The 26,074-nt window shown below is 40.2% G+C and carries 42 protein-coding genes; all 42 read left to right on the forward strand.

Annotation, left to right across the window (positions count from 1 at the left end; genetic code table 11):
• Nucleotides 1–46 precede the first annotated feature (46 nt).
• The 42 genes from fusA (at nucleotide 47) to PRVXH_RS01055 (ending at nucleotide 25,986) form a co-directional block, all read left to right on the forward strand.
• Nucleotides 47–2,122: an elongation factor G gene (gene fusA, locus PRVXH_RS00850; RefSeq protein ID WP_353893429.1), complete on the forward strand. Its 2,076-nt coding sequence runs from the start codon at nucleotides 47–49 to the stop codon at nucleotides 2,120–2,122.
• Nucleotides 2,123–2,193: 71 nt separating this feature from the next.
• The gene (gene tuf / locus PRVXH_RS00855) at nucleotides 2,194–3,393 is read left to right on the forward strand and encodes an elongation factor Tu (protein ID WP_353893430.1); all 1,200 of its coding nucleotides are present in this window, start codon (nucleotides 2,194–2,196) and stop codon (nucleotides 3,391–3,393) included.
• Between the two features lie 260 nt (nucleotides 3,394–3,653).
• Nucleotides 3,654–3,962: a 30S ribosomal protein S10 gene (rpsJ, locus tag PRVXH_RS00860; RefSeq protein WP_350343808.1), complete on the forward strand. Its 309-nt coding sequence runs from the start codon at nucleotides 3,654–3,656 to the stop codon at nucleotides 3,960–3,962.
• Between the two features lie 79 nt (nucleotides 3,963–4,041).
• Complete coding sequence (gene rplC / locus PRVXH_RS00865; protein WP_353893431.1) at nucleotides 4,042–4,671, forward strand: 50S ribosomal protein L3; 630 nt, start codon at nucleotides 4,042–4,044, stop codon at nucleotides 4,669–4,671.
• A gap of 28 nt (nucleotides 4,672–4,699) precedes the next feature.
• A complete protein-coding gene (gene rplD, locus PRVXH_RS00870; protein WP_353893432.1) occupies nucleotides 4,700–5,323 on the forward strand; it encodes a 50S ribosomal protein L4 in 624 nt (207 codons plus the stop codon).
• Nucleotides 5,323–5,607, forward strand: a complete 285-nt coding sequence (rplW, locus tag PRVXH_RS00875; RefSeq protein ID WP_353893433.1) for a 50S ribosomal protein L23 — start codon at nucleotides 5,323–5,325, stop codon at nucleotides 5,605–5,607. The genes rplD and rplW overlap by 1 nt, the downstream gene beginning before the upstream one ends.
• A gap of 29 nt (nucleotides 5,608–5,636) precedes the next feature.
• Nucleotides 5,637–6,470 carry a 50S ribosomal protein L2 gene (gene rplB / locus PRVXH_RS00880; protein WP_353893434.1) on the forward strand — a complete coding sequence of 278 codons (834 nt, stop codon included), beginning with the start codon at nucleotides 5,637–5,639 and terminating at the stop codon, nucleotides 6,468–6,470.
• Between the two features lie 36 nt (nucleotides 6,471–6,506).
• Complete coding sequence (gene rpsS / locus PRVXH_RS00885) at nucleotides 6,507–6,788, forward strand: 30S ribosomal protein S19 (RefSeq protein ID WP_353893435.1); 282 nt, start codon at nucleotides 6,507–6,509, stop codon at nucleotides 6,786–6,788.
• A 31-nt stretch (nucleotides 6,789–6,819) separates the two neighbouring features.
• Nucleotides 6,820–7,161: a 50S ribosomal protein L22 gene (rplV, locus tag PRVXH_RS00890; RefSeq protein WP_353893436.1), complete on the forward strand. Its 342-nt coding sequence runs from the start codon at nucleotides 6,820–6,822 to the stop codon at nucleotides 7,159–7,161.
• 3 nt (nucleotides 7,162–7,164) lie between these two features.
• Nucleotides 7,165–7,845 carry a 30S ribosomal protein S3 gene (gene rpsC / locus PRVXH_RS00895; protein WP_353893437.1) on the forward strand — a complete coding sequence of 227 codons (681 nt, stop codon included), beginning with the start codon at nucleotides 7,165–7,167 and terminating at the stop codon, nucleotides 7,843–7,845.
• Nucleotides 7,846–7,847: 2 nt separating this feature from the next.
• On the forward strand, nucleotides 7,848–8,282 hold the full coding sequence (gene rplP, locus PRVXH_RS00900; protein ID WP_353893438.1) for a 50S ribosomal protein L16: 435 nt from the start codon (nucleotides 7,848–7,850) through the stop codon (nucleotides 8,280–8,282).
• A complete protein-coding gene (gene rpmC, locus PRVXH_RS00905; protein ID WP_350343817.1) occupies nucleotides 8,272–8,475 on the forward strand; it encodes a 50S ribosomal protein L29 in 204 nt (67 codons plus the stop codon). Before rplP ends, rpmC begins: the two co-directional genes overlap by 11 nt.
• Before the next feature lie 32 nt (nucleotides 8,476–8,507).
• On the forward strand, nucleotides 8,508–8,765 hold the full coding sequence (gene rpsQ / locus PRVXH_RS00910; protein ID WP_353893439.1) for a 30S ribosomal protein S17: 258 nt from the start codon (nucleotides 8,508–8,510) through the stop codon (nucleotides 8,763–8,765).
• A gap of 38 nt (nucleotides 8,766–8,803) precedes the next feature.
• Nucleotides 8,804–9,172, forward strand: coding sequence for a 50S ribosomal protein L14 (rplN, locus tag PRVXH_RS00915; protein ID WP_353893440.1), 369 nt, complete (start codon nucleotides 8,804–8,806; stop codon nucleotides 9,170–9,172).
• An 18-nt stretch (nucleotides 9,173–9,190) separates the two neighbouring features.
• Nucleotides 9,191–9,517, forward strand: coding sequence for a 50S ribosomal protein L24 (rplX, locus tag PRVXH_RS00920; RefSeq protein ID WP_353893441.1), 327 nt, complete (start codon nucleotides 9,191–9,193; stop codon nucleotides 9,515–9,517).
• A 27-nt stretch (nucleotides 9,518–9,544) separates the two neighbouring features.
• Complete coding sequence (rplE, locus tag PRVXH_RS00925; RefSeq protein WP_353893442.1) at nucleotides 9,545–10,084, forward strand: 50S ribosomal protein L5; 540 nt, start codon at nucleotides 9,545–9,547, stop codon at nucleotides 10,082–10,084.
• A 30-nt stretch (nucleotides 10,085–10,114) separates the two neighbouring features.
• Nucleotides 10,115–10,300, forward strand: a complete 186-nt coding sequence (locus PRVXH_RS00930; protein ID WP_353893443.1) for a type Z 30S ribosomal protein S14 — start codon at nucleotides 10,115–10,117, stop codon at nucleotides 10,298–10,300.
• A 31-nt stretch (nucleotides 10,301–10,331) separates the two neighbouring features.
• On the forward strand, nucleotides 10,332–10,730 hold the full coding sequence (gene rpsH / locus PRVXH_RS00935; protein WP_353893444.1) for a 30S ribosomal protein S8: 399 nt from the start codon (nucleotides 10,332–10,334) through the stop codon (nucleotides 10,728–10,730).
• Between the two features lie 38 nt (nucleotides 10,731–10,768).
• Nucleotides 10,769–11,308, forward strand: a complete 540-nt coding sequence (gene rplF, locus PRVXH_RS00940; RefSeq protein ID WP_353893445.1) for a 50S ribosomal protein L6 — start codon at nucleotides 10,769–10,771, stop codon at nucleotides 11,306–11,308.
• A 39-nt stretch (nucleotides 11,309–11,347) separates the two neighbouring features.
• Nucleotides 11,348–11,707, forward strand: a complete 360-nt coding sequence (gene rplR / locus PRVXH_RS00945) for a 50S ribosomal protein L18 (protein ID WP_353893446.1) — start codon at nucleotides 11,348–11,350, stop codon at nucleotides 11,705–11,707.
• A 17-nt stretch (nucleotides 11,708–11,724) separates the two neighbouring features.
• Entirely contained in the window at nucleotides 11,725–12,225 is a 501-nt protein-coding gene (gene rpsE / locus PRVXH_RS00950) for a 30S ribosomal protein S5 (RefSeq protein WP_353893447.1), read from the forward strand.
• An 11-nt stretch (nucleotides 12,226–12,236) separates the two neighbouring features.
• Nucleotides 12,237–12,419 carry a 50S ribosomal protein L30 gene (gene rpmD, locus PRVXH_RS00955; protein WP_353893448.1) on the forward strand — a complete coding sequence of 61 codons (183 nt, stop codon included), beginning with the start codon at nucleotides 12,237–12,239 and terminating at the stop codon, nucleotides 12,417–12,419.
• Nucleotides 12,420–12,465: 46 nt separating this feature from the next.
• Nucleotides 12,466–12,909: a 50S ribosomal protein L15 gene (gene rplO / locus PRVXH_RS00960; protein ID WP_353893449.1), complete on the forward strand. Its 444-nt coding sequence runs from the start codon at nucleotides 12,466–12,468 to the stop codon at nucleotides 12,907–12,909.
• 1 nt (nucleotide 12,910) lies between these two features.
• Nucleotides 12,911–14,209 carry a preprotein translocase subunit SecY gene (gene secY / locus PRVXH_RS00965; RefSeq protein ID WP_353893450.1) on the forward strand — a complete coding sequence of 433 codons (1,299 nt, stop codon included), beginning with the start codon at nucleotides 12,911–12,913 and terminating at the stop codon, nucleotides 14,207–14,209.
• 21 nt (nucleotides 14,210–14,230) lie between these two features.
• Nucleotides 14,231–14,893, forward strand: coding sequence for an adenylate kinase (locus PRVXH_RS00970; RefSeq protein WP_353893451.1), 663 nt, complete (start codon nucleotides 14,231–14,233; stop codon nucleotides 14,891–14,893).
• Entirely contained in the window at nucleotides 14,880–15,626 is a 747-nt protein-coding gene (gene map, locus PRVXH_RS00975) for a type I methionyl aminopeptidase (RefSeq protein ID WP_353893452.1), read from the forward strand. Before PRVXH_RS00970 ends, map begins: the two co-directional genes overlap by 14 nt.
• 30 nt (nucleotides 15,627–15,656) lie before the next feature.
• Complete coding sequence (locus PRVXH_RS00980) at nucleotides 15,657–15,914, forward strand: KOW domain-containing RNA-binding protein (protein WP_353893453.1); 258 nt, start codon at nucleotides 15,657–15,659, stop codon at nucleotides 15,912–15,914.
• A 28-nt stretch (nucleotides 15,915–15,942) separates the two neighbouring features.
• Nucleotides 15,943–16,161, forward strand: coding sequence for a translation initiation factor IF-1 (gene infA, locus PRVXH_RS00985; protein WP_353893454.1), 219 nt, complete (start codon nucleotides 15,943–15,945; stop codon nucleotides 16,159–16,161).
• 25 nt (nucleotides 16,162–16,186) lie between these two features.
• On the forward strand, nucleotides 16,187–16,300 hold the full coding sequence (gene rpmJ, locus PRVXH_RS00990) for a 50S ribosomal protein L36 (protein WP_353893455.1): 114 nt from the start codon (nucleotides 16,187–16,189) through the stop codon (nucleotides 16,298–16,300).
• A gap of 18 nt (nucleotides 16,301–16,318) precedes the next feature.
• The gene (gene rpsM, locus PRVXH_RS00995) at nucleotides 16,319–16,684 is read left to right on the forward strand and encodes a 30S ribosomal protein S13 (RefSeq protein ID WP_353893456.1); all 366 of its coding nucleotides are present in this window, start codon (nucleotides 16,319–16,321) and stop codon (nucleotides 16,682–16,684) included.
• A gap of 20 nt (nucleotides 16,685–16,704) precedes the next feature.
• Entirely contained in the window at nucleotides 16,705–17,094 is a 390-nt protein-coding gene (rpsK, locus tag PRVXH_RS01000; protein WP_353893457.1) for a 30S ribosomal protein S11, read from the forward strand.
• A gap of 27 nt (nucleotides 17,095–17,121) precedes the next feature.
• The gene (gene rpsD / locus PRVXH_RS01005) at nucleotides 17,122–17,748 is read left to right on the forward strand and encodes a 30S ribosomal protein S4 (protein WP_353893458.1); all 627 of its coding nucleotides are present in this window, start codon (nucleotides 17,122–17,124) and stop codon (nucleotides 17,746–17,748) included.
• Between the two features lie 60 nt (nucleotides 17,749–17,808).
• On the forward strand, nucleotides 17,809–18,756 hold the full coding sequence (locus PRVXH_RS01010; protein WP_353893459.1) for a DNA-directed RNA polymerase subunit alpha: 948 nt from the start codon (nucleotides 17,809–17,811) through the stop codon (nucleotides 18,754–18,756).
• Between the two features lie 15 nt (nucleotides 18,757–18,771).
• The gene (rplQ, locus tag PRVXH_RS01015) at nucleotides 18,772–19,110 is read left to right on the forward strand and encodes a 50S ribosomal protein L17 (RefSeq protein WP_353893460.1); all 339 of its coding nucleotides are present in this window, start codon (nucleotides 18,772–18,774) and stop codon (nucleotides 19,108–19,110) included.
• A gap of 134 nt (nucleotides 19,111–19,244) precedes the next feature.
• Entirely contained in the window at nucleotides 19,245–20,075 is an 831-nt protein-coding gene (locus PRVXH_RS01020; protein WP_353893461.1) for an energy-coupling factor transporter ATPase, read from the forward strand.
• The gene (locus PRVXH_RS01025) at nucleotides 20,066–20,920 is read left to right on the forward strand and encodes an energy-coupling factor transporter ATPase (protein ID WP_353893462.1); all 855 of its coding nucleotides are present in this window, start codon (nucleotides 20,066–20,068) and stop codon (nucleotides 20,918–20,920) included. Before PRVXH_RS01020 ends, PRVXH_RS01025 begins: the two co-directional genes overlap by 10 nt.
• Nucleotides 20,921–20,927: 7 nt before the next feature.
• Entirely contained in the window at nucleotides 20,928–21,728 is an 801-nt protein-coding gene (locus tag PRVXH_RS01030; RefSeq protein ID WP_353894523.1) for an energy-coupling factor transporter transmembrane component T, read from the forward strand.
• Between the two features lie 9 nt (nucleotides 21,729–21,737).
• Complete coding sequence (gene truA, locus PRVXH_RS01035; RefSeq protein ID WP_353893463.1) at nucleotides 21,738–22,481, forward strand: tRNA pseudouridine(38-40) synthase TruA; 744 nt, start codon at nucleotides 21,738–21,740, stop codon at nucleotides 22,479–22,481.
• A gap of 119 nt (nucleotides 22,482–22,600) precedes the next feature.
• Nucleotides 22,601–23,053 (forward strand): 50S ribosomal protein L13, encoded by a 453-nt coding sequence (gene rplM, locus PRVXH_RS01040; protein WP_353893464.1) that lies wholly within the window; start codon nucleotides 22,601–22,603, stop codon nucleotides 23,051–23,053.
• Nucleotides 23,054–23,056: 3 nt separating this feature from the next.
• Entirely contained in the window at nucleotides 23,057–23,452 is a 396-nt protein-coding gene (rpsI, locus tag PRVXH_RS01045) for a 30S ribosomal protein S9 (protein ID WP_353893465.1), read from the forward strand.
• Between the two features lie 200 nt (nucleotides 23,453–23,652).
• The gene (locus PRVXH_RS01050; RefSeq protein ID WP_353893466.1) at nucleotides 23,653–24,366 is read left to right on the forward strand and encodes an N-acetylmuramoyl-L-alanine amidase; all 714 of its coding nucleotides are present in this window, start codon (nucleotides 23,653–23,655) and stop codon (nucleotides 24,364–24,366) included.
• A gap of 81 nt (nucleotides 24,367–24,447) precedes the next feature.
• Complete coding sequence (locus PRVXH_RS01055; RefSeq protein ID WP_353893467.1) at nucleotides 24,448–25,986, forward strand: sigma 54-interacting transcriptional regulator; 1,539 nt, start codon at nucleotides 24,448–24,450, stop codon at nucleotides 25,984–25,986.
• Nucleotides 25,987–26,074: the final 88 nt, after the last annotated feature.

Below are 26,074 nucleotides of genomic sequence, written 5' to 3' on the forward strand. Positions count from 1 at the left end.
TATAAGATTTTATAGTAAAAAATAGTACTAGAAGGGAGGAATTGTGGTGCCGAGACAATTTCCGTTGGAAAAATACCGTAATATAGGAATCATGGCTCACATCGATGCTGGTAAAACAACTACCACTGAACGCGTATTGTTTTATACCGGTAGAGTTCACAAACTTGGTGAAACACACGATGGAGCTGCAACAATGGACTGGATGGCCCAGGAGCAAGAAAGAGGTATAACAATCACCTCTGCGGCAACAACTGCCGAATGGAAAGACCATAGGGTGAATATCATCGATACACCAGGACACGTGGACTTCACTGTAGAAGTAGAAAGATCCCTTCGTGTACTTGACGGTGCTGTTGGTGTTTTCTGTGCAAAAGGTGGGGTTGAGCCACAATCTGAAACAGTTTGGAGACAAGCTGATAAATATCAAGTTCCAAGAATCGCTTATGTAAATAAAATGGATATTACAGGTGCTGATTTCTACAGAGGTTTAGAAATGATGAGGGATAGACTTAAAGCTAATGCTGTAGCAATCCAGCTGCCAATTGGCGCTGAAGACAACTTCGATGGAATCATCGATTTAGTTGAAATGAAAGCACATAAGTATATTGATGATTTAGGCACTAAGTCAGAGCAAACTGAGATTCCAGACGATATGAAGGACAAAGCTGAAGAGTACAGAGAAAAGCTTTTAGACGCTGTTGCAGAAGGCGATGAAGAGCTAATGATGAAGTATCTCGAAGGCGAAGAGCTTTCTGTTGAAGAAATCAAAGATGCTTTAAGAAAAGGTTGTGTAAACAACGAGATCGTACCTGTACTTTGTGGTTCTTCATACAAAAATAAAGGTGTTCAGCTTCTGCTAGACGCTGTAGTTGCTTACCTACCATCACCTCTTGAAATCCCAGCTATTCAAGGTGTGGATGTAGATGATGAGGAAGTGAAGATGGAAAGAAAAGCAGACGATGACGAGCCATTTGCTGCTCTAGCCTTTAAAATTATGACTGACCCATATGTAGGAAAGTTAGCGTTCTTTAGAGCTTACTCTGGGGTGTTAAAAGCTGGTTCATACGTATGGAACCCAGTTAAAGGTAAAAAAGAAAGAATCGGTCGTCTTCTTCAAATGCACGCTAACCACCGTGAAGAGATTTCTGAAGTGCGCACCGGTGATATTGCCGCAATTGTAGGTCTTAAAGACACCGCTACAGGTGACACCCTTTGTGACCAAGACAATCAAATTATCCTAGAATCTATGGTATTCCCAGAGCCAGTTATCTCTGTTGCCATTGAACCTAAAACAAAAGCTGACCAAGAAAAAATGTCAACTTCGCTACAAAAACTAGCTGAAGAGGACCCAACATTTAAGGCTTGGTCTGACGAAGAAACAGGTCAAACAATCATCGCTGGTATGGGTGAGCTACACCTTGACGTAATCGTTGATAGGCTGCTTCGTGAGTTCAAGGTTGATGCAGACGTAGGTAAACCTCAGGTTGCATACAAAGAAACCATCACTAAAGCTGTTAAAGCTGAAGGTAAGTTTGTTAGACAATCTGGTGGTAGAGGTCAATATGGTCACGTTTGGATCGAGCTTGAGCCAAAAGAGCCAGGTGAAGGTTATGAGTTCGTTGACAAAGTTGTTGGCGGTGTAGTACCAAGAGACTACATTAACTCAGTAGACCATGGTATTCAGGAGGCGCTACAAAATGGTGTACTTGCTGGATACCCAGTGCTAGATGTTAAAGCTACTTTATTCGATGGTTCATACCATGACGTTGACTCTTCTGAGATGGCGTTTAAAGTAGCGGGTTCTATGGGTACCAAAGCGGCTATGAAAAAAGCCGACCCGGCAATTTTAGAGCCTATGATGAAAGTTGAAGCAGTTGTACCTGAAGAGTACATGGGTGATGTAATGGGTGATATCAACTCAAGAAGAGGTAGAATAGAAGGCATGGAAAATGTAGGTGGAGCTCAAGTAATCAAAGGGTACGTACCACTTTCTGAAATGTTCGGCTATGCTACAGACCTTAGATCTAAAACTCAAGGAAGAGGAACCTACTCTATGGAGTTTAGCCATTACGACCAAGTACCAAAGTCAATTGCAGAAGAAATTATGGAATCAAAAAAGTAATTTAAATTTTGGGGATTTTAACCCCAAGTAATAAATAAATATTTTATTGTATTTAAGGAGGATGAGTAATAATGTCAAAAGAAAAATTTGATCGTTCAAAGCCCCATGTTAACGTTGGAACAATCGGCCACGTAGACCATGGTAAGACTACATTAACTGCTGCTTTAACAACTGTAATTTCCACATCTGGTGGAGCTGACAAAATGGCTTATGACGCTATTGATAAAGCTCCAGAGGAAAGAGAAAGAGGTATTACTATCTCTACTTCTCACGTTGAGTACGAGACCGAAAACCGTCACTATGCTCACGTTGACTGCCCAGGCCATGCTGACTATGTTAAAAACATGATCACAGGTGCTGCACAAATGGATGGAGCTATTCTAGTAGTATCTGCTGCTGATGGCCCAATGCCTCAAACAAGAGAGCATATCCTTCTATCCCGTCAGGTAGGTGTACCACACATCGTTGTATTCCTAAACAAAGCTGACATGGTAGATGACGAAGAGTTACTTGAACTTGTAGAAATGGAAGTTAGAGACCTACTTTCTGAGTACGACTTCCCAGGTGACGACACTCCTATCGTAACTGGCTCTGCTTTAAAAGCTTTAGAGTGTGGTTGCGGAACTAGAGAGTGTGAGTGGTGTGGAAAGCTTTGGGAACTAATGGATGCAGTTGATGACTACATTCCAACTCCAGAGCGCGACACAGATAAAGACTTCTTAATGCCAATCGAGGATGTATTCACAATTACCGGCCGTGGTACAGTTGTTACCGGTCGTGTTGAGCGTGGACAAATCAAAGTTGGCGACGAGATTGAAATTGTCGGCCTACAAGAGGATACCAGAAAAACAGTTTGTACCGGTGTAGAGATGTTTAGAAAACTTCTTGATAGCGCTGAAGCAGGTGACAACATTGGCGCACTTCTTCGTGGTATAAACAGAGAAGACATCGAAAGAGGCCAAGTACTTGCTAAGCCTGGTTCAATCAAACAACACACTGCTTTTGAAGCAGAAGTTTATGCCCTAAGTAAAGAAGAGGGTGGCCGTCATAAGCCGTTCTTCAACGGTTACCGTCCACAGTTCTACTTCCGCACAACTGACGTTACCGGCGTAGTAACTCTTCCAGAGGGTACTGAAATGGTTATGCCTGGCGACAATGTTAAAATCGACGTTGAACTAATTACTCCAATCGCTATCGAAGAAGGTCTTAGATTTGCGATTCGCGAGGGTGGGCGTACTGTTGGTGCTGGTGTTGTAACAGCTATTAAGTAAAACTTTTGCTTATTAACATTAAAAAGCCTTAAATAAGGGAGGTTTACAGACTTTAAGTCTGTAGCCCTCCTTATTTTAACTACTTAACCACGAACATAAATTTTATAAAATGTCAAGGCTTGTTTTTTTATAAAATAAACGATATAATATAGTGGTTGTGTAATAGTGACAGCGATGATGTGAAAGGTTGCTCCTTTTAGATGAGGAAATTTTCGCGGAGTATGTCCGTTTAAAAAAATGGGCGAAAGGGAGGTAGAGAAATGGCTTCAGAAAAAATTAGAATTAGACTTAAAGCGTTTGATCACCAAGCACTAGACCAGTCTGCTGAAAAGATAGTAGAAAACGCTAAAAGGACAGGGGCTCAGGTTTCTGGACCGGTACCGTTACCTACTGAAAAAAGTATCTATACTATTTTGAGAGCTGTTCATAAGTACAAAGACTCAAGAGAGCAGTTTGAGATGAGAACACATAAGCGTCTAATTGACATTTTAGAACCAACACCAAAGACTGTAGACGCTCTAATGAAGTTAGACTTACCAGCAGGTGTTGATATCGAAATTAAGCTATAATAAACAAAGGCCTAATATTAGCATTAGAAAGTAGGTCTTTTTACAATGTTTATAGTACTAATTTAGGGAGGTGGCAAACGTGAAAAAAGCAATCATCGGTAAAAAACTAGGTATGAGTCAGATTTTTGCAGAAGATGGCGAAGTACTACCAGTAACTGTCATCGAAGCAGGTCCTTGTACAGTAGTTCAAAAAAGAAATGAAGAAGTTGATGGATACTCAGCGGTGCAGTTAGGTTATGGCGAGGTTAAAGAGGTTCGTGCTAACAAAGCTATGAAAGGACACTTTAACAAAGCTGGAGTTAAACCTATGAGACACCTGGCAGAGTTTAAATTAGAAGATGGCGAATCATTAGAGGTTGGCCAAGAAATCAAAGCTGATTTCTTCGAAGAGGGAGAAGCTGTTGATGTAACTGGAACTTCTAAAGGAAAAGGATTTTCTGGTTCTATTAAAAGACATAACTACAGCAGAGGCCCAATGACACATGGTTCTCATTATCACCGTGGTCCTGGTTCGCTAGGGGCAGTTGACCCTGCTAGGGTTTTTAAAGGCACTAAACTACCTGGAAGAATGGGTGGCGAAACAGTGACAGTTAGAAATTTAGACGTTGTTAAAGTTGATGCTGAGCGCAACCTATTGCTAGTAAAGGGAGCCGTTCCTGGCAAAAACGGTAGCATCGTTTTCCTTAGAGATACTAACAAGACTAAGTAACTAAGTCTTGATGAAAGGAGGAAGTAAAATGCCAAAAGTGGCTATTTATGATATTCAAGGGCAAGTTGTTTCAGAGATGGAACTAAACCCAGAAATTTTCGACATAGAAACAAGTGAAGCTGCAGTCCACAAAGTGGTAGTAGCTCACCTAGCGGCTAAAAGGCAAGGCACAGCTTCAACTAAAAGCCGTGGAGAAGTTAGCGGTGGAGGAGCAAGGCCTTGGCGCCAAAAGGGTACTGGAAGGGCCCGTCACGGCACAATCAGATCACCATTATGGGTTGGTGGAGGCGTTGCGTTTGGACCTAAACCTAGAGAGTACCGTCTTAAGGTTCCTAAAAAGGTGCGTAGGTTAGCAATGAAATCCGCTTTAACCACTAAAGTTCAAAATGACAACTTTAAAGTGTTGAAGGCTTTAGAGATCAACTCACCGAAAACAAAAGAGGTAGTAGAGCTAATAAACAACCTAGAAGTTAACAAAAAAACTTTGGTTGTTACATCTGGCGCTGACTCAAACGTGTACAAATCTGCTAGAAACATCCCTAAAGTTAGCACTGCTTTTGTTGATACTCTAAATGTTTACGATATCCTAAACCACGACGCCGTGATAATTACTGAAGAAGCGGTTAAAAAAGTGGAGGAGGTGTTTGCGTAATGAGAGATCCCCGCGACATCATTAAAAAACCACTGATTACAGAAAAAACTAATGACATGATGGCAGATAACAAGTATACTTTCGAAGTTGACAAAAATGCCAACAAGATAGAGATCAAAAATGCCGTTCAAAAACTTTTTGATGTAAAAGTGGCTAATGTAAATACTATGAACATGAAGGGCAAGTTTAAAAGAATGGGTGTTCACTCAGGTTACAGACCAAACTGGAAAAAAGCTATTGTTACCTTAAGTGAAGACTCTAAGGCTATCGAAATCTTTGAATAGAATAAACAAGTAAAGGAGGGAAATTTAAAATGGCAGTAAAAGGTTTTAAACCAACTTCCCCAGGTAAACGGTTTATGACTATTTCTACCTTTGAAGAAGTTACCGCTTCTAAGCCAGAAAAGTCTTTGTTAGCTCCGCTAAAAAAGAAAGCTGGTAGAAACGCTCAAGGTAGGTTAACAGTTCGCCATCAAGGCGGTGGTCATAAACAAAAATATAGAATCATCGATTTTAAAAGAAACAAGCATGACATAGAAGCGAAAGTTGCAACTATCGAATACGATCCAAATCGTACAGCTAACATCGCACTTTTACACTATGTAGACGGAGAAAAAAGATACATTATAGCTCCTAGCAAGTTAAAAGTCGGAGATGTTGTAAGGTCAGGTGAAAACGCTGATATTAAAGTGGGTAACGCTTTGCCGTTAAGAAAGATCCCAACAGGCACAGTAATTCACAACGTCGAGCTTAAGAAGGGTAAAGGCGGCCAGCTAGTTCGTTCTGCTGGTAACTCAGCTCAGCTTCAAGCTAAAGAAGGAAAGTACGCTCACGTACGCCTGCCTTCTGGTGAAACTAGACTTATCCATCTTGATTGCTACGCAACAGTCGGCCAAGTCGGAAACATCGAACATGAGAACATTAAAGTTGGTAAAGCTGGTAAATCTCGTTGGTTAGGCAAAAGACCTACTGTTCGTGGTGTAGTTATGAACCCTGCTGACCATCCGCATGGTGGTGGTGAAGGTAAAGCCCCAATCGGCCTTAAGAGCCCGGTAACCCCGTGGGGACAACCTACTTTAGGATACAAAACCCGTAAGAAAAACAAAGCAAGTGACAAATATATTGTCAAAAGGCGTAAAAAGAAATAGCGCTTTATTAATTAGGGTGAAGAGGAGGGAAAAGACATGGCAAGATCTCTTAAAAAAGGCCCTTTTTGCGATGAGCATTTAATGAAAAAAGTTGAGGAAATGAACAAAAAGGACGAGAAAAAAGTTATTAAAACTTGGTCTAGACGTTCTACAGTATTTCCTGAATTTGTCGGCCACACAATAGCCGTTCATGATGGAAGAAAGCATGTGCCAGTTTTTATAAGTGAAGACATGGTAGGTCACAAGCTTGGAGAATTCGTCCCCACAAGAACTTTTAAAGGACACGGCGGAGACGAGCGCACAAGCGGACTCAAATAGTGTTAACTAACGCTAGAGAGGAGGATTACAGATGGAAGCAAAAGCTGTGGCGCGTTATGTTCGCATAGCCCCAAGAAAAGTCAGGATAGTAATGGACCTAATCAGGGGCAAAGGTGTTGCGGAAGCCTTAGCGGTGCTAAAACATACACCAAAGGCAGCTTCTCCTCAACTGGAGAAAGTTTTAAATTCTGCTGTTGCCAATGCTGAACACAATTTTGAAATGGATGCAAACAACCTTTATATTTCAGAAGCTTACGTTGACCAAGGCCCAACCTTAAAGAGGTTCCGCCCGAGGGCTCAAGGTAGAGCGACTAGAATCAATAAAAGAACTAGCCACATTACAATTGTAGTGTCGGAGAAAAAGGAGGGATAGATAGTGGGTCAAAAAGTTAATCCAGTAGGCTTGAGAGTTGGTGTTATTCGCGACTGGGATGCCAAATGGTATGTTGGCAAAAAAGATTTTGTGGATACACTACATGAAGACATCAAGCTTAGAAAATATATTCGTGATAACGTAAAAAACTCTGGAGTTTCTAAGATAGAAATTGAAAGAGCTGCCAACAGAATCAGAATAACTATCCACACTTCAAAACCTGGCATGGTTATTGGCAAAGGTGGTTCTGGTGTAGAAAAGCTTAGAAAAAACATCGAGCGTATGGTAGATCAGTCAAACGGTAAAAAGCAAATTCATCTAAACATTATGGAAATTAAAAGACCGGACTTAGATGCCCAACTAGTTGCAGAGGGTATAGCATCTCAATTAGAAAGAAGGGTAGCTTTTAGAAGAGCTATGAAGCAATCTATCGGACGTACCCTAAGAAATGGCGCTGAAGGTATTAAAACTATGTGTAGCGGCCGTCTTGGTGGAGCAGACATGGCTCGTACCGAGTGGTATACCGAAGGTAACGTACCTCTTCAAACTTTAAGAGCTGATGTAGACTATGGTTTTGCAGAAGCTGACACCACTTACGGAAAAATCGGTGTTAAAGTTTGGATATATAAAGGTGAGGTTCTTCCAAAAGCAAAGGATAAACAAGCTGAGGAAGGAGGAAGATAAGTATGTTAATGCCTAAAAGAGTTAAATTCCGCAGACCGCATCGTGGTGGAATCAAAGGGAAAGCTCATTCTGGTACAAATGTTGATTTTGGCGAATATGGTTTACAGTCTCTAGATGCTTCTTGGATTACAAACAGACAAATTGAGGCTGCTCGTATTGCTATGACACGTTATATAAAAAGAGGTGGTAAAGTGTGGATTAAAATATTCCCACACAAGCCGATAACTGCTAAACCTGCAGAAACTCGTATGGGTTCTGGTAAAGGTTCTCCTGAACACTGGGTGGCAGTTGTAAAACCTGGCAGAGTTATGTTTGAAATTGCAGGTGTAAGCGAAGAGGTGGCAAGAGAAGCTTTAAGACTGGCGGCTCATAAATTGCCAGTTAAATGTAAGATTGTAAAACGGGAAGAATTGGGTGGTGAAAACCATGAAGGCTAATGAAGTTAGAAACCTAAACGAAAAAGAGTTGGCCCAAAAGCTAGATGACTTGAAAACAGAACTTTTCAATCTACGTTTTCAGTTGGCGGCCGGGCAATTGGAAAACCCAATGCGCATCCGTCAAGTAAGAAGGGATATTGCTCGTGTAAAAACAATTATGCGAGAAAGAGAGTTAGATATTAACACTCAATAGCCTTAATATCAGGTGAAAGGAGGCTACTTTAAATGGAGGAAAGAAATAACCGTAAAGTGAGAATTGGCAAAGTGGTTAGCGACAAAATGGACAAAACTGCTACAGTAGCTGTTGAGACCATGAAATTCCATAAACTATATGGCAAAAGAATTAAAAGAACCACTAAATTTAAAGCTCATGATCAAGAAAACCAATGTAGAATTGGCGATACCGTTAAAATCATGGAGACTCGCCCCCTAAGTAAGTCAAAAAGGTGGAGAGTTGTAGAAATAACCGAAAAAGCTAAGTAGATAAAAGGTTTACCTAAGTTGAAAGGAGGGGCTGTAAAATGATTCAACAACAGACAGTGTTGAATACCGCCGATAACTCCGGTGCTCGTAAGTTACAGTGCATCAAAGTTTTAGGAGGTTCTAAACGTCGTACGGCCAATATCGGTGACGTGATAGTGGCTTCTGTTAAAGAGGCAACACCCGGTGGTGTTGTGAAAAAAGGTGAAGTAGTAAGAGCAGTTATCGTTCGTACTCGTTATGGCGTACGCCGTAACGATGGTTCTTATATCAAGTTCGACGAAAATTCAGCTGTGATTATAAACGAAACTAATGCTCCTAAAGGCACTAGGATCTTTGGACCAGTAGCTCGAGAGCTTAGAACAAAAGATTTTATGAAAATTGTTTCGTTAGCACCAGAAGTAATTTAATTGAGGAGGTGTTAAAACATGACTCCTAAAGTACATGTTAAAAAAGACGACAAAGTTGTTGTACTTTCAGGCAAGGATAAAGCTAAAACCGGTAAGGTACTAAAAGTTATCCCTCGTGACAATAAGGTTGTAGTTGAAGGCGTTAACATTCAGAAAAAACATGCTAAACCAACCCGCAACAACCCACAAGGCGGCATTGTTGAGCAGGAAGCACCTCTAAACAGTGCTAAAGTACAGCTGGTTTGTCCGCGTTGTAACAAACCTGCCCGCGTTGGAGCTAGGTTTTTAGAAGACGGCAAAAAAGTTCGCGACTGTAAAAAATGTGGCGAAGTAATCGATAAGTAATTTTGCTTCGAAGGGAGGTAAATAATCTTGGCTAGATTAAAGAGTTTATACCGTGAAGAAATAATCCCGACTATGGTTGAGAAGTTCGGATATACAAACGTTATGGAAGTGCCATATATTGAAAAGATCGTTATCAATATGGGCGTTGGCGAAGCTAAAGATAATCCAAAAGCTTTAGAAGCTGCTGTAAAAGATCTAGAAATCATTTCAGGTCAAAAACCAGTTATCACAAAAGCTAAAAAAGCGATCGCAGGATTTAAGATTCGTCAAGACATGAAGATTGGCACTAAGGTCACCTTGCGTGGCAATAGAATGTATGAGTTTTTAGATCGTTTAGTAAACGTGGCTTTGCCTCGTGTTAGAGACTTTAGAGGTGTTTCCGCTAAAGCATTTGACGGCAGAGGCAACTATACCCTAGGCCTTAAGGAGCAAATCATTTTCCCTGAAATTGATTATGATAAAATCGATAAGGTTAGAGGTATGGACGTGGTTGTTGTAACTACTGCAAAAACCGACGAAGAAGCCCGTGGACTACTAAGAGCGTTCGGAATGCCCTTTAAATCCTAGTGTCAACACACAAATGAAGGAGGGAACGAAGTGGCTAAAAAGTCAATGATAGCAAAACAGAAACGGAAATCTAAGTTCTCGGTGCGTAAATACAACCGTTGTAAAATCTGCGGTCGTCCTCACGCCTATATGCGAGACTTTGGCATGTGCCGTATCTGTTTCCGTGAATTAGCGTATAAAGGTGAAATTCCTGGCGTAAAAAAAGCCAGCTGGTAAAACCAGAGTCTAAGGAAGGAGGTTTTTACAGATGACTATGACAGATCCTATTGCTGATATGTTAACAAGGGTCAGAAATGCGAACATGGCTCTTCATAATACATTAGAGGTACCAGGTTCAAACATGAAGCGCAACCTAGCGCAAATACTAAAAGAATGCGGTTTTATTAAGGATTTTGAGTGGATTGAAGATGGCAAACAAGGCGTAATTAAAATCCACCTAAAGTATGGTCCAGACCGTCAGAGAGTTATTACAGGTTTAAAGAAAATCAGCAAGCCTGGATTGAGAGTGTATGCCAGTCAAGATGAGCTTCCTAAAGTATTAGGGGGATTAGGCGTTGCGGTAATATCAACCTCAAAAGGCTTAATGACAGACAAAGAAGCTAGAAAACAAAACGTTGGTGGCGAGGTAGTTTGCTACATCTGGTAGAAGTTTAAAGCCCCACATCGAAATAGGAGGTGTGAAACATGTCAAGAATTGGTAAAAAACCAGTAAGTATCCCTACAGGTGTAGAAGTTAGCGTTAGCGATAGCAACCTAGTTACTGTAAAAGGACCTAAAGGTACACTTACAAACCAAATTTCTCCTGAAATGGATATCAACATCGAAAACAACGAAGTGGTTGTCAACAGACCTTCTGATAATAAAAAACACCGTGCTCTTCATGGTCTAAGCAGAAGCTTAGTTTCTAACATGATTGAGGGTGTTACCAACGGCTATTCGAAAAAGCTAGAGCTAGTTGGTGTAGGTTACAGGGCTTCTAAAAAAGGTAAAAACCTAGTCCTAAATGTTGGTTACTCACATCCTGTTGAAATAGAACAGCCAGAAACACTAGAGATCGAGGTTCCTGAGAACACCAAGATTACCGTTAGCGGTATTGACAAACAACTAGTTGGCCAAATGGCTGCTAGAATTCGTGCTGTCAGAGAGCCAGAGCCTTACCTAGCAAAAGGTATTCGTTACGAGGGTGAGTATATCCGTCGTAAGGAAGGTAAAACTGGTAAATAGGTAAAATAATGGCACAACGGAAGAAAGGAGTGAGCATGGGTGAGCCAAAAACTAAGTAAAAACGTTATTCGCTTAAAGCGACACAAAAGGCAAAGAAGTAATATTTTTGGAACCCCCGAACGCCCGAGATTAAATGTTTTTCGTTCGCTAAAAAATATTTATGCGCAAGTTATAGATGACACTACTGGCGCTACATTAGTTTCTGCGTCAACTCAAGACAAAGAACTAAAAGATACTGCTGGCAACTCAGAAGGTGCAAAAGCAGTTGGGGAGCTTGTAGCTAAAAGAGCGTTAGATAAAGGTATCGAAACCGTTGTTTTTGATAGAGGTGGATACATTTATCATGGTCGTGTAAAAGCTTTAGCAGATGCTGCTAGAGAAGCAGGACTTAAATTTTAGGAAAAGGAGGGAACCAAGTGAAAAATTTCGACCCAAGCACTTTAGATTTAACAGAAAGAGTTGTTAAGATAAACAGGGTAGCAAAGGTTGTAAAAGGTGGACGTCGTTTTAGCTTTAGTGCACTAGTTGTTGTAGGTGATGGCAACGGTCATGTAGGGGCTGGAATGGGAAAAGCCGGTGAAGTTCCTGAAGCTATCCGAAAAGCTATAGAAGATGCTAAAAAGAAAATGATCAAGGTGCCTGTGGTAGGGACCACTATTCCTCACCAAGTAGACGGAAGATTTGGAGCTGGCAAGGTGTTCATGAAACCTGCCTCTGAGGGTACCGGAGTTATTGCTGGTGGTCCAGTTCGTGCGGTGTTAGAGGTTGCTGGAGTTAGAGATATCCTTACAAAATCTTTAGGCTCTGACAACGCGTTAAACATCGTCCATGCGACTATAGCAGGCCTAAAAGAACTTCGTACTGTTGAGCAAGTAGCAAAGCTAAGAGGCAAAACCGTAGAAGAGATATTAGAATAGGAGGGTTGAAAATGGCTAACACTTTAAAGATTAAACTAGTGAGAAGCTTAATTGGCAAGTCAAAAGACCAAAGAGCAACTGTTAAATCTCTAGGTCTTCATAAGCTGAACCAAGTTGTCACTCAGCCTGACAACCCTCAAACTAGAGGAAAATTAGACAAAGTTTCTCATCTAGTAGAAATAGTAGAAGGTTAATAAACCTCATTTAGTCACCATACCATAAAAGGAGGTGCGAAGCTTAATGGAACTACACAAATTAAGACCACCGAAAGGTGCTTCAAAAGCTCGCAAAAGAAAAGGTCTTGGCGCCGGCTCTGGTCTAGGCAAGACTGCAGGTCGTGGCGAAGACGGTCAAAATTCTCGTAGCGGCGGCGGTGTTAGACCGGGTTTTGAAGGTGGGCAAACACCACTGCAACGGAGGGTACCAAAAAGAGGATTTAACAATAAAAGATATACAAAAAATTGGTCAATTGTAAACTTATCTGATTTAAACAATTTCGCAGCAGAAACCGTTGTAACTCCTGAACTTTTACTGGAGAAACAAATAATCAAAAAAATTGGCGACGGTGTTAAAGTTTTAGGAAACGGTGATCTTTCAGTTAAACTTACAGTGAAAGCTCATGGTTTCACCAAATCTGCCGCTGCGAAAATCGAGGAGCAAGGCGGCACTACTGAGGTGATATAAAATGAAATTTTTAGAAACCTTAAGAAATGCCTGGAAGGTTAAAGACATTCGTACCAAGATCCTGTTTACGCTAGCTATGCTATTAGTTTTCAGATTGGGTACGTTTGTCCCTGTTCCTGGCGTTGATGCCGGGCAGATACCGGGAATTTTAGGTGGTGGAGAAGAGGGCGTTGATGGTTTAATCGGCCTATTTGACACACTTGGTGGAGGCGCCTTTGCCAACTTCTCAATCTTTGCCATGGGTATCATGCCATATATTAACGCATCAATCATTATGCAGCTACTAACGGTAGTTGTACCAACTTTTGAAAGATGGTCAAAAGAAGGGGAAGAAGGCAAGAAGAAACTTCAACAAGCTATTAGATATGCGACAGTTATAATTGGTTCTGTGCAGTCAATCGGTCTAAGCTTTGCTTTTAGAAACGCCATAAGCGGATATTGGGACTTTACTGCGTTTGAGAGGTTTACAAGCATAACCTTGATTGTACTGAGTTTAACAGCTGGAACTGCCTTTTTAATGTGGCTAGGTGAGCAAATAACCGAAAAAGGCATTGGAAATGGTATTTCCTTGATAATCTTTGCCGGTATTGTATCTCAGCTGCCAGTTACTGTAACCCAGTATTATCAACTATTAGCGGCAGGAACAGTTTCTATTTTTGCAGTTGCATTACTTTTACTGGTTGCAGTTATGGTTGTTGCAGGTGTTGTATACATCCAGGAAGGTGAAAGAAGAATTCCTGTGCAGTATGCAAAAAGAGTAGTTGGCCGTAAGATGTATGGTGGCCAAGCAACTCATATTCCGTTAAAAGTAAACCAAGCTGGAGTAATCCCAGTAATATTTGCTACTTCTATTTTGATGTTCCCGTCCGCTATAGGACAGTTTACCGACAATGCAGTTGTATCGGCAATCGCAGGTTTCTTCGAAATAGGAAGCATTTCTGGTCAGATACTTCAAGTGGTTCTAATCGTTTTCTTTGCTTACTTTTATACTGCCATCACTGTTAATCCAGAGGATCTGGCAGATAACATGAAGAAAAACGGTGGATTCATCCCTGGAATTAGACCTGGAAGACCTACAGCAGGTCACATCCAAACTATACTATCGAGAATTACCCTTGTAGGAGCTATTTTCTTAGCACTTATCGTTATGCTTCCGTTCATTCTAGGTGGACTTGTTGATGGAATAAACATCGGCATAGGTGGAACATCGTTACTAATCGTAGTAGGTGTGGCCCTAGAAACTATGAAGCAAATCGAAAGTCAAATGCTAATGCGTCACTACAAAGGGTTTATGAGCTAAACCCATAGGGGAGGCTAAATAATGAGATTAATCTTACTAGGACCGCCTGGTGCCGGTAAGGGTACGCAGGCGACACAAATAGCACAACAATATAACATACCTCATATATCCACAGGAGATATGTTTAGGCAAGCGGTCAAACAACAGACAGAAATGGGCGTAAAAGCAAAAGGTTACATGGACTTAGGAAAGCTTGTCCCTGACGAAATCGTAATCGGCATTGTAGCAGAGCGTCTAGGTAAAGGTGACTGTGACCAAGGGTTTCTGTTAGATGGATTTCCTCGAACAAAAGCTCAAGCCGAGGCATTAGACAAAATCTTAGATGAACTAAAATCTCCGTTAAATAGAGCAATTAATATAGAGGTTTGTCACGAAGACCTTATAGATAGGCTAACAGGCCGTAGAGTTTGTAAAGAATGTGGCTCAACCTATCACGTTTTGTTCAACAATACAGCCCAAGCGGGTAAGTGTGACAGTTGCGGTGGCGAACTTTTCCAAAGAGATGATGATAAAGAACATACTGCTAAAGAGCGCCTAGCTGTTTATAACGAGCAAACCCTTCCGCTTATTAACTATTATGAAGAGAAAGGTAAGCTTGCTAACATTGATGGCGCCGGCTCTATAAAAAGCGTATTTGAACAAATTAAAAAAGCCCTAAGGAGTACTGGGAATGATAATAATTAAATCCAGTAGAGAAATAGGGCTTTTGGCCGAAGCAGGACGTATTACTGCTGAAGCTCATAAAGTTGTTTCACAGGCCATAAAGCCAGGGGTAACAACAAAAGAGTTGGATAACATTGTGGAAGACTACCTCCTTTCTAAAGGAGCGCAGCCTGCATTTAAAGGATACCATGGGTTTCCTGCTAGTATATGTGCATCCGTCAACGAAGAGGTAGTTCATGGAATTCCAGGGGGTAAAACCCTAAAAGATGGAGATATTATTAGTATCGATATTGGAGCAAAGGTAAATGGCTACCATGGCGATGCAGCGAAAACATATGCTGTAGGAGAAATTTCCTCAGAGATAAAACAATTGCTAAAAGTTACTGAAGAATCTTTAATGCTAGGAATTGAAAAAGCCACAGTAGGAAACCGCCTATATGATATCTCTGCTGCAATCCAACAGCATGTAGAACGCTTTAACTACGGAATAGTCAGAGACTATGCTGGGCACGGCATCGGTCAAGATATGCACGAAGCTCCTGAAATCCCCAACTACGGCAAAGAAGGCCAGGGACCAAGGCTTAAGGCAGGTATGGCTTTAGCGATCGAACCTATGATTAACTTAGGTACTCATCGAGTTAAAACTTTAAAAGATGGTTGGACAGTGATTACACTAGATAAAAAGCCGTCGGCTCATTTTGAGCATACCATAGTTATAACGGAAAACGGTCCAAAGATAATGACTGTTTGCTAGTTTTAGGGTTTAAAGGAGGGGAGTATATCCTTGACTGATATACAAATAGGACAACTAGTGCGCTCAAATAAAGGGCGTGATCTAGGGAAGTTGTATATAGCAATGGCTATAGAGGGTGATAGAGTGCTGTTGGTTGACGGCAACAAAAGAACAACCAAAAAGCCTAAGGCGAAAAACATAAAGCATATCACTCCTATTACAAAAAAGAAGACTGGTTTTATCTTGCACGGTCCTATAAAAGACAGTGCAGTAGTTCAATTTATTAACCAAAACAAAGCGAACTTATAACCGGCCTATAAAAGGAGGTTTTAGCCGTATGGCAAAACAAGATGTAATTGAAACAGTTGGGGAAGTAGTTGATACACTTCCTAATGCTATGTTTAAAGTGAAATTAGAGAATGACCATGAAGTGCTGGCCCATGTATCCGGTAAACTCAGAATGCACTTTATCAAAATACTACCTGGAGATAAAGTAACTGTAGAACTGTCTCCGTACGACCTTACTAGAGGACGAATCACAATACGCCACAAATAGTCCATAGGGCAAAGGAGGTAGACAAATGAAAGTAAGACCATCAGTTAAACCAATTTGCGAAAAATGCAAAGTTATCAAAAGAAATGGTAGAATAATGGTTATCTGTGAAAACCCTAAACATAAACAAAAACAAGGTTAGAAAATAGGAGGTGTCAGTATGGCCAGAATTGCTGGGGTTGACTTACCCAAGAATAAGAGAGTGGAAATTGGCCTAACCTATATCTATGGGATTGGAAGAACCACTTCTAGTCAAATTCTAAGCGCTGTTGGTATCAGTACAGATACTAGGGTAAAAGACCTTACCGATGAAGAGGTAAATAGACTTAGAGAAGAAATAGATAAGAGCTTAACTGTTGAAGGTGACCTTCGCCGCGAAAACGCCATGAATATTAAGAGACTAATTGAAATTGGCAGTTACCGTGGACGTCGTCATCGTCAAGGTTTACCAGTTAGAGGTCAAAACACAAAAAACAATTCTCGTACCCGTAAGGGACCGAAAAAGAGCGGTATTAGAAAAAAATAGGTTAAAGGAGGGACTAACAAATGGCACGTAGAAGCACCCGTCCAAAGCGTAAAGAACGGAAGAATATAGAACGTGGCGCAGCCCACATTCATTCAACCTTTAATAACACAATTATAACACTTTCAGATGTAGCGGGTAACACACTTGCATGGTCAAGTTCAGGAGCTATGGGCTTTAAAGGATCAAGAAAAAGCACTCCTTTTGCTGCTCAAACTGCTGCAGAATCTGCAGCTGCTACAGCCATGGAACATGGACTTAAGTACATTGAAGTTACTGTAAATGGTCCTGGTTCTGGTAGAGAGGCAGCTATTAGAGCGCTTCAGGCAGCAGGTCTTGAAGTTAGCGCTATTAGAGACGTAACACCAATACCACACAACGGTTGTAGACCACCAAAGCGCCGTCGTGTATAACATATTATAGGAGGTGTATGAAAAGATATGGCAAGATATACTGAAAGCGTGTGCCGTTTATGTCGTAGAGAAGGCACCAAACTATTTCTAAAAGGCGAAAGATGCTATACGCCAAAATGTGCCGTAGATCGTAGAGCTTATGCTCCAGGACAGCACGGTCAATCAAGAAAAAAAGTATCTGAGTACGGATTACAGCTTAGAGAAAAACAGAAGGTTCGTAGAGTCTACGGAGTGCTAGAAAAGCAGTTTAGAAACTACTTTAAAGAAGCTAATAGACTACCAGGAGTTACTGGTGATAACTTACTTCAACTTCTAGAGCAAAGATTAGACAACGTTGTTTTCCGTCTAGGTTTTGCAGCTTCTAGAGTGGAAGCTAGACAACTAGTTAACCACGGACATTTTTTAGTAAATGGCAAGAAAGTTAACATTCCTTCGTACCAAGTCCAGTCTGGAGATGTTATTGAGGTTAAAGAGAAAAGCAAAAATTCTCCTAGATTCAAGGAAATCAAGGAAATCGCTGCTACTCAAAACACCGTAGCATGGTTAGAGAGGGACGTTGAGTCACTTTCAGGTAAAGTTGTAGCTGCTCCTAAGCGGGAAGACATCGATATGCCAATCGAAGAACACTTAATTGTAGAGCTTTACTCTAGATAAGCTTAGTTAACTAGCAGCCCTCGAAAACTCCATATTTAATGAGAAAGGGAGGGTATAAACTTGATAGAAATTGAAAAACCCACAATTGAATGCAAGAAAATTTCTGAAGACAATACCTATGGTGAATTTGTCGTAGAACCTTTAGAGAGGGGATACGGACATACATTAGGCAACTCTTTAAGAAGAATTTTGATATCTTCTTTACCAGGCGCTGCTGTCACCAGTGTCAAAATTGAAGGAGTCCCCCATGAGTTCTCCACAATTAACGGTTTAAAAGAGGATACAACGGAGGTTGTGCTAAATCTTAAAGAACTTAGTCTTAAGATTCATAGTCAACAACCAAAAACGTTGCAGTTAAACTATGAAGGTTCTGGGGTAATCACAGCGGGAGACATCACCGCTGACAGCGATGTAGAAATACTAAACCCAGACCATGTAATAGCTCATGCATCGGAAGGTACAAACCTAGCCATGGAGATTAACGTAGCACCAGGGAGAGGCTATGTTCCTGCAGAGAAAAATGACATTGGCGATCAGCCTATCGGAGTAATAGCTGTTGACTCAATTTTTACTCCAATTAAAAAAGTTAAGTACTCTGTAGAAGATACACGAGTTGGTCAAATAACTAACTTTGATAAGTTGACCCTTGAGGTTTTAACCGATGGCAGTATCAGACCAGATGAAGCAATCAGTCTTGCTGCTAAAATCATGAATGAACATTTAGAGCTTTTTATCGATCTAACCCACACTGTAAGTGACATTGAGGTCATGGTGGAGAAAGAAGAAGATGAAAAGGAAAAAGTTTTCGAAATGCCAATCGAAGACCTAGAGTTCTCCGTTAGATCCTATAACTGTTTGAAACGAGCTGGTATCAACTATGTTGAGGAGCTAGTTCAAAAAAGTGAAGGCGACATGATGAAGGTTAGAAACCTTGGTAGGAAATCCTTAGAAGAAGTACACAAAAAACTTCAAGAACTAGGACTATCCCTAAGAGAAGAGGATGAATAAAGGAGGGGATATTAGATGGCACACAGCAAGTTTGGACGTACAACAAACCAAAGAAGAGCTTTATTACGAGGCTTAACTACGTCTCTACTTAAAGAAGGAAGAATTACTACTACCGAAACCAAGGCTAAGAACATTCGTCCTTTAGTAGAGAAAATGATAACTCTTGGGAAACGTGGCGACCTACACGCTAGAAGACAAGCAGCAGCTTTTATTCTAGAAAAAGAAGTAGTAGCCAATCTGTTTAATGATATAGCTCCTAAATACGCCGAAAGAAACGGTGGTTACACTAGGATTGTAAAAATTGGTCCTAGAAAAGGAGACGCAGCAGAACAAGTAATTATAGAGCTAGTTTAACTAAAAGCTAAGTTGACAGGACATGGGGCAGTTAACGGTTATAATCGGAAACGGTTATAACCGATAACTGTTTTAGCCTGTCTTTTTAAATATTATGTAGCCAACTAAAATGGCTCCCAAAAGGGAGGTTAACCATGGAACAAATAATACAAATCGAAAAATTATATCACTACTACAACAAAGACTCAGAAGATAAAGTCACTGCATTAAATGGAGTGTCTCTAACTATAGAGCAGGGAGAATTTGTCGTAATCATAGGCCATAATGGCTCTGGCAAATCAACCCTTGCAAAGCATTTAAACGGAATATTAGAACCCTCTAGTGGCTCGGTCACTATAGAGGGCGAAAAACTTACCAACGACAACTATTGGGACATAAGGCAAAAGGTAGGTCTAGTATTTCAAAACCCTGATAATCAGATAATCGCCACAATGGTCGAAGAAGATGTTGCTTTTGGCCCTGAAAACTTAGGTCTTGATCAAGAAACTATTATTCAAAGAGTAGACGAATCACTTAAGCAAGTAGGTATGGAACGTTATCGCAACCACGCCCCTCACTTGCTATCTGGTGGACAAAAGCAAAGGATCGCCATAGCAGGAGTGCTAGCTATGCGTCCAAAATGTCTTGTATTAGACGAACCTACAGCAATGTTAGATCCAAAAGGCCGCAGAGAAGTTATGCAGACTGTAAAAAACTTAAATAAAAATGAGAAAATAACCGTCCTTCATATAACACATCACATGGACGAGGCTGCGTTAGCTGACCGAGTAATAGTGATGGAAAATGGCAACATAGTTATGGAAGGAAAGCCTAGGGAAATTTTTAGCCAGGTAGACAAGCTTCGTAACTTAAGTTTAGATGTCCCAATAGCTACAGAACTAGCCTATGACCTTAATAAAGAGGGATACGCTGTCCCAAATGACATCACAACAATAGACGAGTTGGTGAACTATTTATGTCCATAGAAATCAAAAACTTAAGTCATATCTACTCACCCAATACACCCTTTGAAGTGAAAGCTTTAGACAATGTAAACACGACGATATCCCATGGCGAATTTTTAGGAGTTATCGGTCATACAGGTTCTGGTAAGTCCACCTTAATCCAGCATTTAAACGGCCTGCTAAAGCCAACAAGAGGAACAATCACCGTAGACGGCCTTGACCTTACATCTTCCAACACCAAGCTAAGAGAGGTGCGAAAAAAAGTTGGCCTTGTTTTTCAGTACCCTGAACACCAACTATTTGAAGAAAACGTATCTTTGGACGTAGCCTTTGGACCTAAAAACCTCGGAGTAACAGAAGCTGAAGCGATCGAACGGGCTAAAAAAGCTCTACATTGGGTAAACCTTGACTATGAACAAGTTAAAAATCGCTCACCTTTTGAACTTTCTGGAGGCCAAATGCGAAGAGTTGCTTTGGCAGGAGTGCTAGCTATGGAGCCTAAATATCTAATCTTAGATGAACCCACTGCCGGTTTAGATCCAAAAGGAAGAGAGGAGATTTTAGGCAAAGTAAAGCAGCTACACAAAGAACTAAATCTAACAATTATTTTGGTATCTCACAGCATGGACGAGATAGGAAAACTAGTGGACAGAATAATTGTGATGGATAAATCAAAGATTTTTATCGACGATACACCCAAGCAAGTTTTTGCCAAAAGGAAAGAGCTAATAAACCTAGGGCTCGGGGTGCCAGAAGTCACAAACCTAGCTGTAAAACTGCATCAAAAAGGCATAGACATCGACCCATCTATATACACAACCAAAGACATAAAAAAAGAACTACGTAAGCTTTTAGGGGGTGCCTAATGTGAGTATTCTTAAAAACATAACTATAGGTCAATACTACCCTGGTAGATCTTATGTTCATAATCTTGACCCCCGTTTAAAACTGATGGCAACTCTTACCCTAATTGTAGCACTATTTTTTGTCGACACCTTTATAGGCTATATACCAATGATAGTCCTACTATTTTTAACAGTAAAATCATCTAAGATTCCTGTTAAAATGGTGCTAAAAGGTCTAAAACCTTTGTGGTTTTTAATTACTTTTACTTTAGTTTTACACATATTTTTTACATCAGGTGGAAGAACCCTTTTTTCTATCTGGAGAATCACTATAGAAAGTGCTGGTGTATATCAAGGGTTTTTTATGGCCAGTCGCCTCGCCCTATTAGTTATTAACACTTCTATTTTAACGTTAACAACCTCACCAATCGCCTTAACTGATGCCATCGAAAGCTTGCTCTTTCCCTTTCGTAAAATAGGCGTGCCTGCCCATGAGCTTGCTATGATGATGACTATAGCACTTCGATTTATTCCCACCTTGCTCGAAGAAACAGATAAAATAATGAAAGCTCAAATGGCTAGGGGTGCTGACTTTGAAAGCGGAAATATCCTTAAAAGAGCCAAGGCTTTAGTGCCGCTATTAGTTCCACTTTTTATCAGCGCCTTTAGAAGAGCTGATGACTTGGCAATGGCTATGGAATCAAGATGCTACCGTGGTGGCGAAGGTAGGACAAAAATGAAAGCTTTAAAAGCAACAGCAAAGGATTATTATCCTTTCGTAGGTGCAATCCTATTACTAATCCTTATAATAATAATCCCGTTCTTTTAGGTGGTGCTGATGTATAATACTAAACTAGTCATCGAGTATGACGGAACTAATTATAATGGTTTTCAAATACAGAGCAAAACTAAAAACCAAACTATTCAAGGACACCTTGAGAGAGTTATCCACACCCTATATGGAGAAAAGATAAAAAGCATAATATGCAGCAGGACAGATAAGGGAGTACACGCTAAAGGCCAGGTAATAAACTTTCATCACAGCAAAGATAAGTTCGAAAACTACACTTTAATAAAGGCGATGAATGCAAACCTACCCTTAGATATAAGGGTGCTTGACGCTGAAATAGTGGACTTAAACTTTCATAGCAGATATCATGCTAAGGGCAAGACATACAGTTATTTGATAGACAATTCAGTTGCTCATCGCCCCTTGTGGATGAAATACTCTCATCACATACCTCACCCTTTAGATGTAAAAGCCATGCAAAAAGCATCAACCTATCTTTTAGGAACCCACGACTTTACCTCTTTTAAAGGCAGAAAAGGTGTTACCAAATCACCAATTAGAACTCTTTATAACATCGACACAAACGCAAAAGACAGGTACATTACTTTCACAATAGAAGGTAACGGATTTTTGTACAACATGGTAAGGATAATCGTAGGAACACTAATTATAGTAGGCAGGGGTCAACTCCAGTCACATGAGGTTTATGAGATATTAAAACAAAAAGATAGGTCTTTTGCAGGACCTACAGCACCAGCACATGGTCTAATACTAGAAAAAGTTTATTACTAGGGGCTAGGATACTTGACATTAAAAAAGAATTATACTAAAATTATTAGAGTATGTATAATTCCATTAGCCCCGGAATTACTCATATCATATCGAAGTTAAAATCAAGGAGGGAAACACCCATGCGTACAACCTTCATGGCAAAAGCCAACGAAGTTGAAAGAAAATGGTACATTGTTGACGCTGAAGGTCAAACCCTAGGTAGATTAGCTAGTGAAGTTGCTAGCATCCTAAGGGGTAAACATAAAGCTATTTACACTCCAAACGTTGACACTGGAGATTTTGTAGTTATTATCAACGCTGACAAAGCAGTTTTAACAGGTAAGAAACTAGAGCAAAAAATTTATTACAAGCACTCTCAATTCCCAGGTGGCCTTAAAAAGACTACTGCTGGCCAAATGATGGATGAGAAACCAGAAAGAGCACTATACCTTGCTGTTAAAGGCATGCTACCTCATAACAAACTAGGTAGTGCTATGCTTAAAAAGCTAAGAGTATACAGGGGTCAAGAACACCCCCACGAAGCCCAAATGCCAGTTGAGTGGCAATTACGTGGAAGTAGAAAGGGGGAATAGCAGATGGCAAAAGTACAATTTTTAGGAACCGGACGTCGTAAAAAGTCAGTTGCTAGAGTTAGATTAATTCCTGGCGAAGGAAAAATCATGATCAACAATAGAGATATGGACGCTTACTTTGGAGGACTAGATACATTAAAACTTATCGTAAAACAGCCTCTAGAAGCTACTGAGCTACTAGGTAAGTATGATGTATTCGTAAACGTTGACGGTGGTGGAATTTCTGGCCAAGCTGGTGCTATCCGTCATGGTGTGGCAAGAGCTCTACTTAATGCAGCTCCAGAAACCAGACCAACTCTTAAAAAAGCAGGCTTCTTAACAAGGGACCCAAGAATGGTAGAGAGAAAGAAATACGGCTTGAAAAAAGCTCGTCGTGCTCCACAATTCTCCAAGCGTTAAGAAAATCTTATCCACAAAACTTCTGTGTATATTACACAGAAGTTTTTTTTATACCCTACTTTACATCCGTAAACTACTATTTATCCACAAACTACCCACAAAATGAACAGCCAACTATTTAATAGAAATAAAAACGATCTTCACCACATAAAATAAAATTAAGGTAGTCCACATCTACATACAGGAAGGAGAAAATATATATGAGATTTGTCATTTATAACCCCAAAGCCATAGCAAAGAGAATATCAGTAGTTATATCTGCATTATTACTACTTTTAATAATATCGTTTACTGTAGATATCCCTACGATATCCCCAGCTGTGGGGTCAAATTCTATAAACAAAAGTACAATCGGTATTGATGCTGGGCACGGAGGCTACGATGCCGGTGCCAACATAGATGGCGTGCTAGAAAAGGATATAAATCTAAACATTGCTTTAAAGCTAGAAGAAGTACTTTTAGCTAATGGCTATAACGTGGTTATGACTAGGAGAGAAGATAAGGATTTTTTACAAGAAGTATCTGGCCCCAAAAAGAAGCAGGACTTTGCAAACAGAAAAAAAATTCTAACCGCTCAACCTGTGGATATAATAGTTAGTATTCATGTAAATAGCTTTCCATCCTCTAAATGGAGTGGAGCTCAAGTATTTTATGACAGAGAAAACCCAGAAGGAAAAAAGCTAGCCCAGTCTATCCAAGATAGCATAATAGAGACATTACAAAATACCAATAGAGATATAGCTACCCAAGACCATTTTATAACCCGCGAGTTTGAACAACCATCAGTAATTGTAGAAACAGGCTTTATAAGTAATCCACAAGAAAGAAAAAATTTAGAAGATCCTAATTATCAGTACAAGCTGGTATGGGCTATTTACAGTGGGATAATGAACTATCAGAAAAGCTTAAAATAATACTTTTAAAACTAAAAGAGGCTGTGACATCTCTAGCCAAAACCTCCTGCCTAAGCTATAATCATAGTGGGGGTGATTTAAGTGGATACAAAACTATTTGCTAAATATGTGCCTTACACCATAACGTCCGCCAAAGGAGATGTTATTTACTCCTCTCCTGCTATTGAACAGGTTTCTACAAAGTATAACCAATCTACATATGCATACCAGCTACCCGAGGGTAAAGTACTAACAATCTACACCTCAGAAGGAATAGACGATGTAATAAAACACAATATAAAACAAATCCTAGACTCCATAAATGAAGGAATACATATAGTTAACGCACAAGGAGAAACAATATTTTATAACCCAATGATGGCTGAGATGGAAGGGATAGGAGCACATGAAGTGTTAAATAAAAAGGTGTTAGCAATGTTTCCCTCCCTTACTCCAGAAACTAGCACTATCCATAAGGTGCTTAAAAGTAAAGAAGCGATGTATGACCAATTACAAAGCTATACAAACTATAAAGGCCGGGGCATCACAACTATAAACTCTACCTTCCCTTTATATAACTCAGATGAATTTGTGGGAGTGCTAGAGGTATCAAAAAACATCACAAGACTAAAAGAACTGTCAGAAAAGGTTATTGACCTTCAACAAAAGCTCTACCCGTCAAACGGTTCTAAAAAAAAGAAAAAAAGGTGGTACACATTTGACGATATTGTAGGTGAGGAGAAAAGCTTTAAAGAAACCATTGAACATGCTAAAAAAGCGGCAGGATCTAATTCCCATGTGCTAATTTACGGTGAGACAGGCACTGGAAAAGAACTGTTTGCCCAAAGCATTCATTCCGAAAGCAGTAGAAAAACCAAACCCTTTATCGCCCAAAACTGTGCAGCGTTACCAGAAGGACTATTAGAAGGTATACTCTTTGGCACAGTAAGGGGAAGTTTTACAGGAGCTACCGATAGACCCGGACTATTTGAGCAAGCTAACGGAGGAACCCTTTTACTAGATGAGCTTAACTCCATGGGTTTTGATCTTCAGGCAAAGCTTTTGAGAGTCCTGCAAGACGGCAAAATAAGGCCGGTTGGCGCCACAAAAGAAATAGATGTAGATGTCCGGATAATAGCTACCACCAACGGCGACCCTCACCAAAGCATATTAGAAAAAAAAATCAGGGAAGACCTTTACTATAGATTAGCAGTAGTTAATATAGAAATCCCTCCTCTAAGACATCGCAAAAAAGACATACCTGTGTTAACCCAGCATTTTCTACAAAAATATCAGCAAAAGTTTGGGCTAACCAATCTGCATATAGAAAGCGATGTAGAAGAAACTCTGCTCCACTATGGCTGGCCAGGTAATGTTCGAGAACTAGAACATATAATAGAGGGAGCAGTAAATCTAATTGATGAAGATAACACAATAAAGACTATACACCTGCCAAAATTTTTGCAGGGTAGCTGGTCCACTCTACAGCAGTCAACGCTACCAAAACAAGTTGCAGATTTTGAAAAAAACATCATATCCCAAGCTTACTATGCTTGTAATAGAAATATCAGCAAGACTGCCCAGAAACTAGGTGTTTCGCGGCAAAGTTTACAATACAAAATAAAAAAATATGGAGTATAATTTGCACCTTAACTTAGGTGCAAATTTTTTTTACACCCAAATAGCAAAATATTTTGCGTTTTAACTATTTTTATAATGTAACAAGAAT

This window comes from Proteinivorax hydrogeniformans (assembly GCF_040515995.1).
Classification (GTDB): domain Bacteria; phylum Bacillota; class Proteinivoracia; order Proteinivoracales; family Proteinivoracaceae; genus Proteinivorax; species Proteinivorax hydrogeniformans.

What these genes read in the sequence shown, in the direction of transcription:
- rplF (WP_353893445.1), top strand. Translation starts at nt 10,769, where the DNA reads ATGTCAAGAATTGGTAAAAAACCAGTAAGTATCCCTACAGGTGTAGAA.
- rpsQ (WP_353893439.1), top strand. Translation starts at nt 8,508, where the DNA reads ATGGAGGAAAGAAATAACCGTAAAGTGAGAATTGGCAAAGTGGTTAGC.
- tuf (WP_353893430.1), top strand. Translation starts at nt 2,194, where the DNA reads ATGTCAAAAGAAAAATTTGATCGTTCAAAGCCCCATGTTAACGTTGGA.
- rplX (WP_353893441.1), top strand. Translation starts at nt 9,191, where the DNA reads ATGACTCCTAAAGTACATGTTAAAAAAGACGACAAAGTTGTTGTACTT.
- rpsS (WP_353893435.1), top strand. Translation starts at nt 6,507, where the DNA reads ATGGCAAGATCTCTTAAAAAAGGCCCTTTTTGCGATGAGCATTTAATG.
- PRVXH_RS01020 (WP_353893461.1), top strand. Translation starts at nt 19,245, where the DNA reads ATGGAACAAATAATACAAATCGAAAAATTATATCACTACTACAACAAA.
- rplO (WP_353893449.1), top strand. Translation starts at nt 12,466, where the DNA reads ATGGAACTACACAAATTAAGACCACCGAAAGGTGCTTCAAAAGCTCGC.
- infA (WP_353893454.1), top strand. Translation starts at nt 15,943, where the DNA reads ATGGCAAAACAAGATGTAATTGAAACAGTTGGGGAAGTAGTTGATACA.
- rplD (WP_353893432.1), top strand. Translation starts at nt 4,700, where the DNA reads ATGCCAAAAGTGGCTATTTATGATATTCAAGGGCAAGTTGTTTCAGAG.
- rpsD (WP_353893458.1), top strand. Translation starts at nt 17,122, where the DNA reads ATGGCAAGATATACTGAAAGCGTGTGCCGTTTATGTCGTAGAGAAGGC.
- rpsI (WP_353893465.1), top strand. Translation starts at nt 23,057, where the DNA reads ATGGCAAAAGTACAATTTTTAGGAACCGGACGTCGTAAAAAGTCAGTT.
- PRVXH_RS00970 (WP_353893451.1), top strand. Translation starts at nt 14,231, where the DNA reads ATGAGATTAATCTTACTAGGACCGCCTGGTGCCGGTAAGGGTACGCAG.
- rplM (WP_353893464.1), top strand. Translation starts at nt 22,601, where the DNA reads ATGCGTACAACCTTCATGGCAAAAGCCAACGAAGTTGAAAGAAAATGG.
- rplW (WP_353893433.1), top strand. Translation starts at nt 5,323, where the DNA reads ATGAGAGATCCCCGCGACATCATTAAAAAACCACTGATTACAGAAAAA.
- truA (WP_353893463.1), top strand. Translation starts at nt 21,738, where the DNA reads ATGTATAATACTAAACTAGTCATCGAGTATGACGGAACTAATTATAAT.
- rpmC (WP_350343817.1), top strand. Translation starts at nt 8,272, where the DNA reads ATGAAGGCTAATGAAGTTAGAAACCTAAACGAAAAAGAGTTGGCCCAA.
- rplP (WP_353893438.1), top strand. Translation starts at nt 7,848, where the DNA reads ATGTTAATGCCTAAAAGAGTTAAATTCCGCAGACCGCATCGTGGTGGA.
- rplN (WP_353893440.1), top strand. Translation starts at nt 8,804, where the DNA reads ATGATTCAACAACAGACAGTGTTGAATACCGCCGATAACTCCGGTGCT.
- rpsJ (WP_350343808.1), top strand. Translation starts at nt 3,654, where the DNA reads ATGGCTTCAGAAAAAATTAGAATTAGACTTAAAGCGTTTGATCACCAA.
- secY (WP_353893450.1), top strand. Translation starts at nt 12,911, where the DNA reads ATGAAATTTTTAGAAACCTTAAGAAATGCCTGGAAGGTTAAAGACATT.
- map (WP_353893452.1), top strand. Translation starts at nt 14,880, where the DNA reads ATGATAATAATTAAATCCAGTAGAGAAATAGGGCTTTTGGCCGAAGCA.
- rplV (WP_353893436.1), top strand. Translation starts at nt 6,820, where the DNA reads ATGGAAGCAAAAGCTGTGGCGCGTTATGTTCGCATAGCCCCAAGAAAA.
- rplQ (WP_353893460.1), top strand. Translation starts at nt 18,772, where the DNA reads ATGGCACACAGCAAGTTTGGACGTACAACAAACCAAAGAAGAGCTTTA.
- rpmJ (WP_353893455.1), top strand. Translation starts at nt 16,187, where the DNA reads ATGAAAGTAAGACCATCAGTTAAACCAATTTGCGAAAAATGCAAAGTT.
- PRVXH_RS01050 (WP_353893466.1), top strand. Translation starts at nt 23,653, where the DNA reads ATGAGATTTGTCATTTATAACCCCAAAGCCATAGCAAAGAGAATATCA.
- rpsK (WP_353893457.1), top strand. Translation starts at nt 16,705, where the DNA reads ATGGCACGTAGAAGCACCCGTCCAAAGCGTAAAGAACGGAAGAATATA.
- rpsM (WP_353893456.1), top strand. Translation starts at nt 16,319, where the DNA reads ATGGCCAGAATTGCTGGGGTTGACTTACCCAAGAATAAGAGAGTGGAA.
- PRVXH_RS01025 (WP_353893462.1), top strand. Translation starts at nt 20,066, where the DNA reads ATGTCCATAGAAATCAAAAACTTAAGTCATATCTACTCACCCAATACA.
- rpsH (WP_353893444.1), top strand. Translation starts at nt 10,332, where the DNA reads ATGACTATGACAGATCCTATTGCTGATATGTTAACAAGGGTCAGAAAT.
- rpmD (WP_353893448.1), top strand. Translation starts at nt 12,237, where the DNA reads ATGGCTAACACTTTAAAGATTAAACTAGTGAGAAGCTTAATTGGCAAG.
- rplB (WP_353893434.1), top strand. Translation starts at nt 5,637, where the DNA reads ATGGCAGTAAAAGGTTTTAAACCAACTTCCCCAGGTAAACGGTTTATG.